13 protein-coding genes are annotated in these 14,800 nt (G+C 68.1%); 6 read left to right on the plus strand and 7 right to left on the minus strand.

The annotated features are described in order from the left end of the window. Positions 1-13: 13 nt before the first annotated feature. Both CA237_RS05100 and CA237_RS05105 read left to right on the plus strand, forming a co-directional pair. The gene (locus CA237_RS05100) at positions 14-1,117 is read left to right on the plus strand and encodes a GNAT family N-acetyltransferase (protein WP_066689476.1); all 1,104 of its coding nucleotides are present in this window, start codon (positions 14-16) and stop codon (positions 1,115-1,117) included. A gap of 73 nt (positions 1,118-1,190) precedes the next feature. Then, positions 1,191-4,430 (plus strand): ATP-binding protein, encoded by a 3,240-nt coding sequence (locus CA237_RS05105; protein WP_126013194.1) that lies wholly within the window; start codon positions 1,191-1,193, stop codon positions 4,428-4,430. 5 nt (positions 4,431-4,435) lie between these two features. Here the strand turns inward: CA237_RS05105 and CA237_RS05110 are convergent, their stop codons facing one another. Together CA237_RS05110 and CA237_RS05115 are read right to left on the minus strand one after the other, a co-directional pair. After that, complete coding sequence (locus tag CA237_RS05110; RefSeq protein ID WP_066689474.1) at positions 4,436-5,065, minus strand: response regulator transcription factor; 630 nt, start codon at positions 5,063-5,065, stop codon at positions 4,436-4,438. 106 nt (positions 5,066-5,171) lie between these two features. After that, on the minus strand, positions 5,172-5,756 hold the full coding sequence (locus CA237_RS05115) for an isochorismatase family protein (RefSeq protein WP_066689473.1): 585 nt from the start codon (positions 5,754-5,756) through the stop codon (positions 5,172-5,174). Between the two features lie 55 nt (positions 5,757-5,811). Between CA237_RS05115 and CA237_RS05120 the strand changes: the two genes are divergently transcribed. From CA237_RS05120 to CA237_RS19595, 3 genes are read left to right on the plus strand one after another with little or no spacing between them, the layout of a single operon-like run. Further along, the gene (locus CA237_RS05120) at positions 5,812-6,495 is read left to right on the plus strand and encodes an NUDIX hydrolase (protein WP_066689472.1); all 684 of its coding nucleotides are present in this window, start codon (positions 5,812-5,814) and stop codon (positions 6,493-6,495) included. Further along, positions 6,489-7,793, plus strand: coding sequence for a nicotinate phosphoribosyltransferase (gene pncB / locus CA237_RS05125; protein WP_066689471.1), 1,305 nt, complete (start codon positions 6,489-6,491; stop codon positions 7,791-7,793). The genes CA237_RS05120 and pncB overlap by 7 nt, the downstream gene beginning before the upstream one ends. Positions 7,794-7,845: 52 nt before the next feature. Further along, positions 7,846-8,001 carry a hypothetical protein gene (locus tag CA237_RS19595; RefSeq protein ID WP_164523833.1) on the plus strand — a complete coding sequence of 52 codons (156 nt, stop codon included), beginning with the start codon at positions 7,846-7,848 and terminating at the stop codon, positions 7,999-8,001. A gap of 6 nt (positions 8,002-8,007) precedes the next feature. Here CA237_RS19595 and trmB read toward each other — a convergent pair whose 3' ends face one another. Beyond that, positions 8,008-8,688, minus strand: a complete 681-nt coding sequence (trmB, locus tag CA237_RS05130; protein WP_066689470.1) for a tRNA (guanosine(46)-N7)-methyltransferase TrmB — start codon at positions 8,686-8,688, stop codon at positions 8,008-8,010. 70 nt (positions 8,689-8,758) lie between these two features. On the opposite strand from trmB, the gene CA237_RS05135 reads away from it, so the two are divergent. Next, positions 8,759-9,343 carry a phosphatase PAP2 family protein gene (locus CA237_RS05135; protein ID WP_164523834.1) on the plus strand — a complete coding sequence of 195 codons (585 nt, stop codon included), beginning with the start codon at positions 8,759-8,761 and terminating at the stop codon, positions 9,341-9,343. Positions 9,344-9,558: 215 nt separating this feature from the next. Here CA237_RS05135 and CA237_RS05140 read toward each other — a convergent pair whose 3' ends face one another. The 4 genes from CA237_RS05140 to lnt form a co-directional block, all read right to left on the minus strand. Next, positions 9,559-10,620, minus strand: coding sequence for a hypothetical protein (locus CA237_RS05140; protein WP_126013200.1), 1,062 nt, complete (start codon positions 10,618-10,620; stop codon positions 9,559-9,561). 176 nt (positions 10,621-10,796) lie between these two features. Then, positions 10,797-11,639, minus strand: coding sequence for a hypothetical protein (locus CA237_RS05145; RefSeq protein ID WP_126013203.1), 843 nt, complete (start codon positions 11,637-11,639; stop codon positions 10,797-10,799). An 88-nt stretch (positions 11,640-11,727) separates the two neighbouring features. Beyond that, a complete protein-coding gene (gene metK, locus CA237_RS05150) occupies positions 11,728-12,939 on the minus strand; it encodes a methionine adenosyltransferase (RefSeq protein WP_126013206.1) in 1,212 nt (403 codons plus the stop codon). 75 nt (positions 12,940-13,014) lie between these two features. After that, the gene (lnt, locus tag CA237_RS05155) at positions 13,015-14,541 is read right to left on the minus strand and encodes an apolipoprotein N-acyltransferase (protein WP_241215438.1); all 1,527 of its coding nucleotides are present in this window, start codon (positions 14,539-14,541) and stop codon (positions 13,015-13,017) included. Between the last annotated feature and the right edge of the window lie 259 nt (positions 14,542-14,800).

Raw genomic sequence — 14,800 nt, forward strand, 5'->3', positions numbered from 1 at the left:
CATTGCCCTTTCCATGCTGTTGCCCGCCACCGCCAATGCCCCGAACACCCGCGTCGCCGACGGTATCGCCGAAGCGGTCGACACGGTCGCCGCCCAGGCCGCCGAAACCCACCGCTTCCTGCGCCGGCAATGGTATGTCGCGGCAGTCGAAAGCTATGGCGGCGATGCCCGCACGCTGGTGGTCGAACGCGACGGCCGCCCGGTCATCGCGCTGCCGCTGGTCGGGCTGGGCCCGAAGCCGGTCGGACTGGGACAGGTTCCGGGCTGCTACTGGCCGTTTCGCAGCGGCCCGGTCGCGGCCGATGCGGACGCCGCCGACTTCGCCGCGCTGCTGGACGGGGCACGGCGGGCGACGCGCGGCTTCCGGCTCGGCCCGGTCTATGACGACGATCCCCTGCTCGCCGGATTGCAGGATGCCGCCGCGGCGAAGGGCTGGCGCGCCCTGCCGCGCTTCATCGCCGACAGCTATCTGCTCGACATGGCGGCACAGCAGGCGGACGGTGCGTGGCCACGCAATTCGACGCTGCGCAAGAACCGGTTCAACGAAAAGCATCTGGCGTCGCACGGCACGCCGGACTGGTCCTTCATCTCCGGCGCGGACTGGACGCTCGACGCCTTCGATGCCCTCGCCGCCGTCGAAGATGCGAGCTGGATCGCGACGCGCACCGATGGCCGGGATGCGAAGTTCACCACCGGTGGGCATGGCCGGTTCTGGCGGCGGCTGGTCGCCGATCCGGTCTTGGCCGACATGCTCTGGGCGGCGCTGCTGCGCATCGACGGCGAACCCGTGGCATTCTCGTTCGACCTCAATGCCGGCACGCTGAAATATGCGATCGCCAACAGCTATGACACCCGCGTCGCCAAGCACTCGCCCGGACGGCTGCTCTATTACCGCAACCTCGTCCGCGCGCTGGCCGACGGCATCACCCGGGTGGACTGGGGCGCGGGCGACAGCGGGTACAAGCGGACCATCGGTGCCGATCGCGGCCCGGCGATCCGCGACTGGCTCTTCCTGCCCCCCGGCCTGCCGGCACTGCTCGGGCGGCTGTTCGCCCGGCGCTGGGCGGGCAGCGGGCACCGGACAGTCGCCGATGCGGAGGGCGAGGGCGACGGTTGACGCCGCCGTCCGTCCGGCATCGCATGGGGCCGCTCCGCATCGACCCCCGCTGCGATCCTGAGTAGCATTGCGCATGACCGGCGAATCAGGACCATCCGACGCCATCACGCCCCGGCCGCACGCCGGGGCGGTCCCCGCCGTTCGACCGCTCCATGCGCTGCGGATGGTTCCGCGCATCCTCGGCTATGGCCTGCTGATCTACTTCCTCGCGGTCGTGATGCTGTGCGGCGGGCAATGGTTCGGCGGCACCGAACTGATGTGGGTGGCGAATCCGATCGCGGTCGCGATATTGATCCGCTATTCCCGGCGGCATTGGCCTTTGCTGCTGGCCGTCACCGGCGTGGCGCTGGTGACTGCCAATGCGTGCCATTATTCCGACACGGCCTCGATCATGGGCTATGGCGCGATCGACCTGATCGGTATCACCGCCGTCGCATCGGCGATACGCGTGGCCCATCCCGATCCGCGCCTGTTGCGCGGTTATGTCACCATCGTCCTGATCGCGCTGGCCGGCGCGGTCCTGGTCACAGCGCTGTTCGTGCATTTCCGGCTGCTCCTGTCCGGCGCCGTCGAGACCCGCGACGTGATCCGCTGGTTCGCGGCCAATGCCATGGGGCTGATCGTGCTGCTGCCCGCGCTCAAGGCGACGCGACAGGGGCTGTCGGAGGAGATCGGCATCCTGTCGTTGCCGATCGTGCTGGTAATGGCGGTCACCATCGGGCTCGCCGGGCTGTTGTTCACCGTCAACACCTATCCGGTGCTGTTCCTGCTGCTGCCCTGTGGTGTGTTCGCGGCGCTGCTGTATCGCTTTGCCGGCGCGGCGGCATCGACCATCGCGATCAGCAGTATCGCGATCGTCTGCACGTTGCAGGGGGTCGGGCCGATCGCCCGGCTGCTGGTGCCCGCACCGGACCGCATCCTCTATCTTCAGCTCTTCATCGCCGCGTTTACCCTGACCGCCTTTCCCGTCGCCGCGCTGGTGTACGAACAATGGCTCGCGCTCACCGAAATCCGCGAGAATGAACGGCATCTGCGGCTGCTGGCCGATCATTCGACCGACCTGATCATCCGCCTGGGGCCGGATGGCCTGCGCCGTTACGCGTCGTCGGGGTCGCAACAGCTGCTCGGCTACCCGCCCGATCAACTGCTGGGGCAGAGCCCGTTCCAGCTGATCCACCCGGACGACCGCGACCGGGTGCAGCGGGCGCTGGAGGGACTGAAACCGGCCGGGCCCAGCGTCGTCGTCCGCTATCGCATGCTGCATCGCGACGGCCATTATCTGTGGCTGGAAGGCGCGTTCCGGATGGTCGGCGACGATCCCGCGCGTGCCGAGGTGATCGGCTCGATCCGCGACATTGCCGAGCGCCGCGCGGCCGAGGGCGGGGCCGTCACCTCGTTCGATGAGCTGGAGGAACAGCAGCGCTTGCTCGCGATGGCGGAAAGTGCCGCCGGGATCGGCCATTGGCGGCTGAACCTCGCCGACTGGCGCCTGTTCTGGTCGCCCGAGGTCTTTCGCATCCACGGGCTGGACGGGCCGCCGGAGCCCGGCATCGCCAGCGCGATCCACCATTATCATCCCGACGACCGGGTGAAGGTACGCAGCCGCATCGGCATGGCGATCGGGCAGGGCGGTTCGTTCGAATTCGATGCCCGCATCGTCCGGGCGGACGGGGAGATTCGCTGGGTCCGGTCGCGTGGCCAAGCCGAAACCGCGCCGGGTGCGGGGATCGTCGGGCTGTTCGGCGTGTTCCAGGACATTACCGAACATGTCGCGGCGATCACCGACCTGCGCGCCGCGCGCGAGGAGGCGGAGCGGGCGCTGGCCGCGAAGGAAACCTTCACCGCTACGATCAGCCATGAAATCCGGACGCCGCTGACCTCGATCCTCGCCGCGGTCCAGCTGCTGCGCGACACGCCGGATCGCACCGAACGGATGCGGCATCTCGATTCGCTGGAAACCGCCGGACGCTCGCTGTCGGCGATCGTCGACGACGTGCTGACCTTCTCCAAGCTGGAGGGCGGGCATGGCAGTCCGGAGGCGATCGCCTTCGAACCCCGTCAGCTGTTGCAGACCGTCGCCGAACTCTTCGCGGCCGAAGCGCGCCGACATGCCCTCTCGATCGAGCTGGACGCTGCCCCCGGCCGGGTGATCGGCGATCCGGCGCGATTGCAGCGGGTGTTGACCAATCTGGTCGGCAATGCCGTGAAGTTCACGCGCACCGGAACGATCGCCATTTCCGCCACGCGCGAGGGCGGGGACCGCTGGCGGTTCCAGGTCACCGATACCGGGGTCGGCATCCGCGGCGACCGCCTCGACGCGATCTTCGAACCGTTCGTACAGGCCGATGCGTCGACGACGCGCAGCTATGGCGGCACCGGGCTCGGCCTCAGCATCAGCCGGATGCTGGTCGAATCGATGCAGGGCGCGATTCAGGTCGCCAGCGCGCCGGGCGCCGGATCACGCTTCTGGTTCGACATTCCGCTGCCCCCGGCAACGGCGACGACGGACGATGCGGACCGCGCGTCGATCGACGGCGGCGCGTCGTCGGTGCCGGCGGCCACCAATGCGATGACGGTGCTGGTCGTCGAGGACAATGACATCAACCGCTATCTGCTGGCCGAAATCGTCCGGCGACTGGGGCACCATGTCGTCTCGGTCGAAAACGGCGCGCGCGCGGTCGAATATGTCACCGCGCCGGTCGGCAATCCGGTGGACCTGGTGCTGATGGACGTGCAGATGCCGGTAATGGACGGGCTGGCCGCGACGCGTGCGATGCGGGCATGGGGCGGGGCGGGGGCCACCGTCCCGATCCATGCGATCACCGCCGACCTGTCGACCGAACGCCGCGCCGACATTGCGCAGGCGGGCATGAACGGCGTGCTGACCAAGCCGGTCGACATGGCGCAGCTCAGCACCTTGCTCAATCACCGGGCCGCCGCGCCCGGCCGACCGTCGGCCGGGACACCCGATGCCCGCCCGATCGATCCGCAGCGTATCCGCGCGCTGACCGACGTGCTGGGCGCGGAACAGCGCAACACGTTGCTGTCGTTGCTGATCGAGGATGCCCGCCGCGTACCGGACCGGTTGCGCACGTTGCTCGCCCATGGCCGCAACAACCTTGCCCGGCGGGAGGCGCATGCCTTTCAGGGGGCAGCGGCCAGCATGGGGGCGGCGCCGCTGATCGCCGCGCTGGCGGAGATCGAGAAGATCGACGACGATGCTACGGTCGATCCGCGGCTGATGGAACGGATCGACGATTGCGCGCGCGACGTGATCAACGCCGCCCGCGCCGCCATGGAGGAGGCGGCCTGAACGGATCAGTTCTCCGCGTCGAACGCCTGTAGCGCCAGTACCGCCTGCGTCCGGTTGCTGACGCCCAGTTTGCGAAAGATCGCCGACAGGTGCGATTTCACCGTCGGTTCGGCCAGTTGCAGGTCATAGGCGATCTGCTTGTTCTGATGCCCGTTCACGATCGCGCGGAGCACGCGAAGCTGCGCGATCGAAAGGGTGCCGACACGTTCGGCCAGGTCGACGCGGTGGTCGCTGAGCGACGTCTCCGCAATGCCCTCCGGCAGCCAGCTCTGCCCGTCCAGCAACGCGCGGATCGCGCCGACCATCTGGTCGATCGACGAGGATTTCGGAATGAAACCCTTCGCACCCAGCGCCTGTGCCTGGGCGACGACGGCCGGCTCCTCGCGACCGGAAACGATGGCGATGGTCGCCGCCGGCCGGATCGCGCGCAACACCGCCAGACCGGCGAACCCCTGTACGTCGGGCAGCATCAGGTCGAGCAGGATCAGGTCGTAATCGGTCCGCCGAACCTGTTCCTCGGCTTCCGCCAGGGTCGTCACGCAGTCCTTGGTGATCCCCGGATCGACCGCCCGCGCCGCCATTCCCAACGCCGTCGCGCACATCGGATGATCGTCTGCGACCAGAATATGCGGCATTTACAATCCCTTGTCCGGGTGCTGGTCGACCAGCGATGGGCGTGACCCTACACTATTGCAACAGCCCCTAACAACGGCTTGCCGTAACGGCCGTACGCCGAATGCATTAGTTCGCAACCGGACGTCCTGCAAAATCTTCACGAAGTACCTGTTCGATCGGGCGATCGATGCCCCGCGTCAGTGCTGCCGGGACGGTCACCGCAAATCCCCGATCGACCAATCCGTCGATCGCCCAGCGCACGCAATAGTCCGCCGCAACGCCGACGACGATCGCCTGCCCGACGCCTTGGTCGCGCAGATCGGCGAAGAATGTGTCGCGCGGGACGGGAGGCAGTTCGTTCCTCGGATCGTGCAGCATCAGCCCGTCTTCGGCCCACATGTCGAACACGCCCTTTTCCAGCGTCCGGCAGGGGATCGTCGCCGGCACCGCCAGCGGGTCGAGCAGGTTGCGCCACCCCGGTGTGCCCTTGACGCAGTGGATCGGGAACAGCTTCGCTTCCGGACTGTCGGGATAGGTTTCCGCATAATGCGTGTCGAAGGTGAAGATGATCGCCGCCGTATCCGCTTCGGTTCGTTGCGCAAGCCATCGGGCCAGCGGTGCGACGATCGCCTCTGCGCCGGGGACGGGCAGGGCGCCATCGGGCAGCATGAAATCGGCCTGGGTATCGACCACGATGATCAGATCACGCATCGGAACGGTCCTCCTGCCGCTTTACATATTCGCTAATCGGATATATGTAAAGCGGATGGAAGACGCGGGGTTCCTCGATCGCTATGATCCGGCGGACTATGATCGGCCATCGGTAGCGGTCGACTGCGTTGCGCTCGGGATGATCGACGGCACGTTGGGCGTCCTGCTGGCCCGGCGGGATCGTCCGCCCTTCGCCGGCGACTGGGCGCTTCCCGGGGGTTTCGTCGGCATCGACGAATCGCTGGAGGCGGCGGCCGGGCGGGTGCTGCACGACAAGGCCGGCTTGTCCGGCGGTTCGCCCGAACAGGTCCATTGCTTCGGCGCGGTCGATCGCGATCCCCGGATGCGGATCATCAGCATCGCCTACCGTGTCCTGCTCGATCCCGCGCGGATGGCGGCAGTGCGGCTTCGCGACGATCAATGCTGGGCGCCGCTCGATCCGGCGGGGCGGCGGGACGTGCGGCTGGCGTTCGACCATGATCGCATCGTCGCGCTGACGCTGGATCGGTTGCGGGCCACGATCGACGACGCCGCCTTTGCCCTGCTGCCCGAACGCTTCACCCTGCGCGAGTTGCAGGCGGTCCACGAAGCGGTGCTCGGCCGCCCCCTCAACAAGCCCGCCTTCCGCCGCCGCATGCTGGAACGCGGCGTGCTCCACCCGACCGGAACGTTCGAAACGGGACGGGCCTTCCGCCCCGCCGAGTTGTATATCCACATCCCAAAAGGCCCCCCATGGTAATGACCGACATCGCGACCCGGGTATGGAACCATGGCTGGCGGCTCGACCCGGTCGTGCGCAGCCTGCTCGACACCGATTTCTACAAGCTGCTGATGGTGCAGATGATCCGCGAGGTGCATCCGGACGTCCGCGCGACCTTTGCCGTGATCAATCGCAGCAAGTCGGTGCGGTTGGCCGAGGTCATCGACGAAGGCGAACTCCGCGCGCAGCTGGACCATGCCCGTACGGTCGGTTTTTCCAAGCAGGAACTGATCTGGCTGGCGGGTAACAGCTTCTACGGCGTCGAGCGGATGTTCGCGCCGGGTTTCATCGACTGGCTCAGCCGGTTTCGGCTGCCCGACTATGAGCTGTCGGTGCGCGATGGCCAGTATGAACTGCATTTCGACGGTCCCTGGGCCGAAACGTCGCTGTGGGAGATTCCGGCGCTTGCCATCCTGAACGAACTCCGCGCGCGGGCGGCGCTGCGCGACCATGGCCGGTTCGCGCTGGACGTGACCTATGCCCGGGCGAAGGCGCGATTGTGGGACAAGGTCGAGCGGCTGCGCACGCTGCCCGATCTGGTCCTGTCGGACTTCGGCACCCGCCGGCGCCACGGCTTCCTGTGGCAGCGCTGGTGCGTCGAGGCGTTGCAGGAGGGGCTGGGCAGCCGGTTCGTCGGCACCTCCAACGTGCTGCTGGCGATGCAGGCGGGGGTCGAGGCGATCGGCACCAATGCGCACGAACTGCCGATGGTGGAGGCGGCGCTGTCCGACGACGATGCGGGGATCGCCGCCGCGCCCTACCGTGTGCTGGAGGAATGGCGACGGCATTATGGCGGCAACCTGCTGATCGCCTTGCCCGATGCGTTCGGGACGACCGCGTTCCTGCGCAACGCGCCACACTGGCTGGCGGACTGGACCGGCTTCCGCCCCGACAGCATGCCACCGATCGAGGGGGGCGAACAGATATTGCGCTGGTGGCAGGAACAGGGCGTCGATCCCCGGTCCAAGCTGCTGATCTTTTCCGACGGGATGGACGTCGACAGCATCCTGAAGACCTATCAACATTTTCACGGACGCGTGCGCATGAGCTTCGGCTGGGGCACCAACCTCACCAACGATTTCCGCGGCTGCGACCCGTTGGGGGGCGAGGGGCTGGAGCCGATCTCGCTGGTATGCAAGGTCATCAGCGCCAATGGGCGTCCGGCGGTCAAGCTGTCGGACAATCCGGCCAAGGCGACCGGCGATCCGTCAGATATCGCCCGTTACCTCCGCATCTTTGGCGAGGGCGGCCGGGTGGCGAGCCCCGTCGCGGTATAGCGGGGGGAACGTCCCGCGCGTCCCGGGCATTGAGGGAACGAGGAGAGCGACGATGCCCGATCCCAAGACCCCGACCGATGGCGATGCCAACCTGTCGGTCGATCACCAGCGCGACGGCGACGCCCGCCGCCCGAGCGACACGCTGGACCGCGAGCAACCGCACACGCCCGCCGAAGACGACCCGCCGCGCAAGTCGGCGCTGACCTGAGCGGCGTCAGACCCGGACGTAGCGGAAATACCAGACTTCGTGGCCCTGCCGCCGGGCTTTGCGTTCGTAGCGGGTTTCCGGCCAGTCGGCGGGGCGGGTCAGGAAGTCGGCGGCGGTTTGTGCCTGCCACACGAAGTCGCGGCGCTGGTCCATGATCATCATCGCCCAGCGGCAATAGGTCGGGTCGTCGGTGCCGAGGCGGAACTCGCCGCCCGGCCGCAGCTTGCGTGCGATCAGGTCCATGGGCCCATGGTTCATCATGCGGCGCTTGGCATGGCGCGCCTTGGGCCAGGGATCGGGGTGGAGCAGATAGACGCGCTCGAGGCTGCCATCCGGGAAGCGTTCGATCACCTCCAGCGCGTCGCCCATGTGCAGGCGGACATTGGCGAGTTCGTCGTCGCGGATATGGTTCAGCGCGCCGACCACTCCGTTCAGGAACGGTTCGCAGCCGACAAAGCCGTGATGCGGGCGGGCACCGGCCTGTCCGGCGAGATGTTCGCCCGCGCCGAAGCCGATCTCCACCTCGACCGGGCGGTCGTCGCCGAACAGCACATGCGAATCGAGCGGTCCGGTATCGGGGACGGAGACCTGCGGCAGCAGTTCCTCGACCAGCGCGGCCTGGCCCTGGCGCAGCTTGTGGCCCTGACGACGGCCATAGAGGCGGCGAATGGTGGTGGGATCGTTCATCGCGGCGCTCCTACCCGCCCGGGCGGCGTGTCGACAAGGAGCTTCCGCGCGGGCCGGGGGTTGGAGGGCCATGGGCAAGAAGAAGAAAGCCAAGCGCGGGGCGAAGCAACTGGTCGATGCCGATATCGACCTCGGCCATGGCGTGGCCGCCGAGCTGCGGCATCATCCGGTGGTCAAGGTCGCCGGCACGCTGAGCGAGGTGGCCGACCAGCCGCCGATGGTCGCGATCAACCTGACCACCATCGCCGCCGGGCTGATCGCGCAGGACGCCCGGCTGACGCGGACGGGCATACGGATGCTGATGGCGCATGGGCTGGCGACGCTGGCCAAATCGGCGATCAAGCATAATGTCGACCGGGCGCGACCCAAATTGTTCGCCAGTCGCGAGGCACATCGGCCGAAGCCCGGCGACCATGACGAAGGCCCGCACAATTCCTTTCCGTCCGGCCATACCGCCGGGGCGGTCGCGGTGGCGCGGGCGGTGGCGCGGGAATATCCGCAGGCGGCGGTGCCGGTCCATGCCGCCGCTGCAACCATCGCCGCGATCCAGGTGCCGCGGGGCACGCATTTCCCGATCGATGTGGTGGCCGGGGCGGTCATCGGCTGGGCGGCGGAGGCGATCGTCGCGCGGGTGATGCCGGAGGCTGGAAGTTGACGAAGGTTGCGGGGCGTCGAATTTTTGTCAGCCTATATTTTGTTTTCTTACAGTGGGTTGGTCGTAACTTTCTGCGCCGAAGTTGGCACTTCGCTCCCGGCGTGACGCGAGAAGCGGGACCCCGGATCAAGTCCGGGGTGACGTAGGGGAGCCGACGATGTCAAAGGGCATCGGCGAGCATGGCAGCGCCGTCCGGTGTAGGAAAGCGCTTCGCCCTATTTGAACACGTCGGGGTTCACCGCGACGTCGCGCTTCTTGCCCCAGGTCGTCGTCCTCGCAAGGAAGGGCCGGTCGAGCACGCCGATCAGCGTTTCGGGCGAAGGCAGGCCGGTCATCGGCGTGTGGGTCGCGACCGATCCGGGTTCATAGCCGGCGACCGACCATTGGCGGACCTGCTTGCCCTCCGCCTGTCCCAGTTCGCGCGCGATCACATCGGGTTGGACCGCAATGCCGCGTCCGCTGTCGCTGATCGCGAGCAGATAGCCCTCCGGTTCGGCATTTTCGCGATAGGCCGCGCCGAACGGGGCGGGGGCCGGATCGCGGCACCAGAGCGGCGCTGTGGCGGGCGGCGTGCCCTTGCCGTCCGCCGCCGCCGCGATCAGGCCGCCGGTGAGCGCGGCGGATTGAATCGCCTTGGGATCGGTCACCGCGGTTGCGGCGGCATCGAAGACGAGCGGGGTGGCGCACGCCGCGACGGGCGCGGCGGCGGGCGCGGCGGGGATCGTCCGCGGCCATGCGAGCGCGCCGAGGATCGCCGGGATGCGCGCCGCGACCGCCGCACCGTCCATCTTGCTGGAACTGTAGCGCACCTTCACCAGCCATTCGCCGACCGGCAGGATGGCAAGCGCGGTGCCGCGATAGGGCGGCTTGTTCAACGTCCAGCCGGCCATCAGGCCGCTGGCGGTCGACTGGCCCGGCGGCGTGAAGGCGGTGGGCACGACCGGCGCGACGTTGCCGAACAATTCGCGGCGCTGTTCGACCGAGGCGCGGGCGCGGTCGAACCACACCGGCACGCTGCCGGTGAGCGAGCGATAGACATAGACGGTAATCATGTCCTCGCCATTTTCATATTTGGCGAACACGTCGAGTTCCTGATCGCCGAATTGCCGGACGCCGACGCGGGCGATGCCGTCCAGCTGGGCGGGGGTCGTGATGCCGCTATGCTTGAAGCGATAGGGCTTGCCCGGCTTCGCGCTGATCGCCGTGCCGCTTTGTTGCGCGGCGACCGGTGTCGCGACCATCATCCCCGCTGCCAGCGCAGCCATCCATATCCGCATGTCATCCCCTCTTGAGCGGCCGTTCGTCGGGCCGTCTGTCGTGGGCGAACCTTTCCTACTTTTGGGTGGGATGTCGAGGCGGTTGTGGCGTTGGAGCGGCTTTCGCGCCGGCGCGCGCGGGGATGGAGAAGCGGGACCCCGGGTCAAGCCCGGGGTGACGGGTAGGTGGTTGCGAACTAGGCGGCGGGCTTCGGTGCTCGTCCCGCCTTGGTGGCGGGTGAGGGGATGAGCACGGCCGGAGCGCCGGGCTTGAGCGCAAACATGCGATTACCGCTGAGTGGCGTGATGACGAACAGCCGCCGTTGATACGCCTCCACGACGAAGCTGTGCGCTTCGTTGGGGAGCGGCGCGGTGAGGGTGGATACGACGCCACCGACGACGCGCTGCTTCGCGGAGGGCGGGGGCAGCGTCATGCAGCCCTTTGAGAAGGCATAGGGCGCGCCGGCACGGCCGTCGGGTGCGACATCGACGCGGTAATGGCCGCCGATCGGCATGTCGTCGGCCTTGGTCTGGGCGGACAGGAAATAGACTGCGGTCACGTCGCTGGCGGTGGCGGGTGGAACGACCACGGTGTTGAAGGCCGGGCCGCAGGGGCGCAGGGCGGCGGCGCCCATCGCCTTGGCCGCGCTGTCGCGGGCGGCGATCAGGCTGAGCTGCGACGGGGACAGGGCCGCCGCGTCGGCCGGGACGAGCTTCGCATCGGCGAGCTTTCCGCCGACCAGGCGCGCGGTGTAGAGCGCGCGGGGCGGTTGCGACCGGTCGTGGAAGGTCAGGATCGGTGCGGTCGCCGGCCCCTCGACGATCCAGCCGCCGAGCTTCTGCCGCCAGTCGGGCAGGCGCCGTTGCACATCGTCGGTGCCGAGCCATGCGACCCGATCATAGGCGGCGAGCAGGCGGCCGCGTTCGGTAGTGCGGTCCAGCGCCGCGCGTTCCTCCGCCGACAGGGTTTGGGCGGGCGCGGTCTGCGCCACGGCCGGCGCGGCCAGGATCATCGCCAAGAGTGCCGTCGCGGTTCGCATCCTGTCCTCCCATGCGGCGGTCATGAAAAAGGGAGGCCCGCCGTCGCCGGCGAACCTCCCCCTTTTTTCGAACCGTGTCGACCGGAAATCAGGCGGCGAGCGCGGCCTTCAGGTCGTCGACCAGATCGGTTTTTTCCCACGGGAACAGGTCGCCTTCGGGCTTGCGGCCGAAATGGCCGTAAGCGGCGGTCGGGCGATAGATCGGCTTGTTGAGGCCGAGATGCGTGCGGATGCCGCGCGGGGTCAGGCCGCCCAGCTTCTCGATGCCGGCGATCGCGGTTTCGATCGCGTCGTCGGCGACGGTGCCGGTGCCGTGCGTGTCGACATAGAGCGACAGCGGCTTCGACACGCCGATCGCATAGGCGAGCTGGATCGTGCAGCGCTTGGCGAGGCCGGCGGCGACGATGTTCTTCGCGAGGTAGCGGGTGATGTAGGCCGCCGAACGGTCGACCTTGGTCGGGTCCTTGCCGCTGAACGCGCCGCCGCCGTGCGGGGCGGCGCCGCCATAGGTGTCGACGATGATCTTGCGGCCGGTCAGGCCCGCATCACCGTCCGGGCCGCCGATTTCGAAGCTGCCGGTCGGGTTGATGTGGTATTCGGTCGCGTCCGACAGCAGGTCGGCGGGCAGCACGTCGGCGACGACCGACTTCACGTAATTGTGCAGCTCGGCTTCCTTGTCGCCATTGTCGTAGCCGGCGGCATGCTGGGTCGAGACGACGATCGCGGTCGCGGCGACCGGCTTGCCGTTTTCGAAGCGCAGCGTGACCTGGCTCTTGGCATCGGGTTCGAGGAACGGCGCGGCGCCCGAATGGCGGTCGGCGGCCATCTTCGCCAGAATCTTGTGGCTGTAATCCAGCGTCGCCGGCATGAGGTCGGGCGTTTCGTCGCAGGCGAAGCCGAACATGATGCCCTGGTCGCCGGCGCCCTCGTCCTTGTTGCCCGATGCGTCGACGCCCTGCGCGATATCCGCCGACTGCGCATGCAGGTTGTTTTCGAAGCGGAAGGTTTCCCAGTGGAAGCCCGACTGTTCATAGCCGATCTTCTTCACGGTTTCGCGCACGGTGCGCTCGATCTCGGCTTCGGCACCCTCGGCCCACTGGTCGTTTTCGAACACGCCCTTGCAGCGGATTTCGCCGGCGAGGACGACGAGCTGGGTCGTGGTCAGCGTTTCGCAGGCGATGCGCGCTTCGGGGTCCTTCGACAGGAACAGGTCGACGATCGAGTCGGAAATCTGGTCCGCGACCTTGTCGGGATGGCCTTCGGAAACCGATTCCGAGGTGAAGAGATAATTGGAACGCATGGACTTCCTCTAGGCTAGAGGGAAAGCGCGCGGCCGTTGCCATGCCGCATATAAAGCTTTCCTTATGTCGGTGCCCTAGCGCGCGCGGCGGCGGATGGCAATCGCGAGGCCGCACAGCAAAACTATCGCCAGCAGCGCCATCCAGTTGCCGACCCGTGCGAACAGCGTGGGGGCGCGGGGGGCGGGCAGCGGCACTTCGATCGCGTCGGCGCGGCCCGCCGGGATGGTCGCGACCAGCGCGCCGCTGGCGTCGATCACCGCCGAGATGCCGGTGGGGGTGGCGCGCAGGATCGGCAGCCCTTCCTCGGTCGCGCGCAGGCGGGCTTGGGCGAGGTGCTGTGGCGGGCCCCAGGTGCCGAACCAGGCGTCGTTCGACGGATTGAACAGGAAGGCGGGACGATGGGCGCGGTCGACGACTTGGCCTGAAAAGATGATCTCGTAGCAGATCTGCATGCCGACCTGGCCGAAGCCGGGCAGGGTGAGGGTGGCGGGGCCGGGGCCGGGGGCGAAGTCGATGTCGCCCATGACGAGGCGCGAGAGCCCCAGCGGCTGCAGGATCGAGCGCATGGGGAGATACTCGCCGCCCGGCACCAGATGCGCCTTGTCGTAGCGACCGGCGATTCGGGTGTCGGGGGTGAGGGCGAACACCGAATTGCCCGCGCCGGTCAGCTGGCCGCGCGGGCCGAAGTTCAGTGCGGTACCGCCGACCAGCGCGACGTCGCGCGGGCCGAGGATGCTGGCGATGCGGGCGCGCAGCAGGGCGGGGGGCGCTTCGTACCATTCGGGCGGGTAGCCGTCCTCGAGATAATAGTTCACCGTGCCTTCGGGCCAGACGATCAGGCGCGGGGCGCGGCCGGGGGTGCCGGAGAGCTCGATCTGCCTTTCGAGCAGGCGCTGGTCGTAGCCGGGGCTGCGGACCGCTTCCTGCGGGAAGTTCGGCTGGACGACGCGGACGCGCGGGGCATCGGGGGTGGCGGCGATCCGGGCGGGGGTATCGCCCCGCCACAGGAACCAGCCCATCAGCAGCGCGAATACCGCCAGCACGCCGGTACGTCGGACGCGTGTCGGGGCGAGCAGGATCGTACCGCTGAGCAACACGGTCAGGCCCGACAGGGTGTAGGTACCGGTGATCGTCGCCAGCCCCCGCAGCGGGGTCGGGACCCAGATCACGCCGATCGGGTTCCACGCATAGCCGGTGAAGACGATGGCGCGCGCATATTCGGTCGCGATCCATGCCGCTGCGGCGATGGCGACATAGGCGAGGTCGGGGCGCCCGCTGCGCCGGCCCAGCTTCCACGCGATGCCGCCCGCCAGCATCGGGTAGATGGCGAGGTAGAGCGCGAGGCCGACGACCGCGACATAGCCGAGGGCCGGCGGCATCCGGTCCTGGAAGTCGAAGGCGTGCTGGATCCAGTTGTTGCCGATGGTGAAATGGGCGACGCCGAACAGCCAGGAGCGCCACAGCGCCGCCTTCAGCGTCGGCGCCTGATGGACGACCCACAGCCACAGCGCCAGCGCGGCGAGCGTGACCGGCCACCATTGGAGCGGCGCGAAACCAAGGGCCGAGGTCAGGCCGGCGAGCAGGGCGAGGAGAGCGGGCACGCGGGTGCATATCCGGCTTGCGGGGGGTGGGTGCAAGGGGGCGGTTCCATCGTGTTCCGTTTGGTTCGAGCCTGTCGAGAATGGGGTGCCCGGAACGCGGTGTTCTCGACGGACGCTTCTCGACAGGCTCGAAGCTGCTCGAACCGAACGGGATCGGGGTGGGGGCGGCAGAACTCAGCCTCGTTCGGTTCGAGCCTGTTGGGACCGGACTGCCCCGAACGGGGCGTTCTCGACAGACGCTTCTCGACAGGCTCGAAGC

The organism is Sphingomonas sp. ABOLH, assembly GCF_003951715.1.
GTDB lineage: Bacteria > Pseudomonadota > Alphaproteobacteria > Sphingomonadales > Sphingomonadaceae > Sphingomonas > Sphingomonas hankookensis_A.

Coding starts and splice junctions, on each gene's coding strand:
- CA237_RS05100 (WP_066689476.1), top strand. CDS start 14: ATGCTGTTGCCCGCCACCGCCAATGCCCCGAACACCCGCGTCGCCGAC.
- CA237_RS05105 (WP_126013194.1), top strand. CDS start 1,191: ATGACCGGCGAATCAGGACCATCCGACGCCATCACGCCCCGGCCGCAC.
- CA237_RS05110 (WP_066689474.1), bottom strand. CDS start 5,065: ATGCCGCATATTCTGGTCGCAGACGATCATCCGATGTGCGCGACGGCG.
- CA237_RS05115 (WP_066689473.1), bottom strand. CDS start 5,756: ATGCGTGATCTGATCATCGTGGTCGATACCCAGGCCGATTTCATGCTG.
- CA237_RS05120 (WP_066689472.1), top strand. CDS start 5,812: ATGGAAGACGCGGGGTTCCTCGATCGCTATGATCCGGCGGACTATGAT.
- pncB (WP_066689471.1), top strand. CDS start 6,489: ATGGTAATGACCGACATCGCGACCCGGGTATGGAACCATGGCTGGCGG.
- CA237_RS19595 (WP_164523833.1), top strand. CDS start 7,846: ATGCCCGATCCCAAGACCCCGACCGATGGCGATGCCAACCTGTCGGTC.
- trmB (WP_066689470.1), bottom strand. CDS start 8,688: ATGAACGATCCCACCACCATTCGCCGCCTCTATGGCCGTCGTCAGGGC.
- CA237_RS05135 (WP_164523834.1), top strand. CDS start 8,759: ATGGGCAAGAAGAAGAAAGCCAAGCGCGGGGCGAAGCAACTGGTCGAT.
- CA237_RS05140 (WP_126013200.1), bottom strand. CDS start 10,620: ATGCGGATATGGATGGCTGCGCTGGCAGCGGGGATGATGGTCGCGACA.
- CA237_RS05145 (WP_126013203.1), bottom strand. CDS start 11,639: ATGCGAACCGCGACGGCACTCTTGGCGATGATCCTGGCCGCGCCGGCC.
- metK (WP_126013206.1), bottom strand. CDS start 12,939: ATGCGTTCCAATTATCTCTTCACCTCGGAATCGGTTTCCGAAGGCCAT.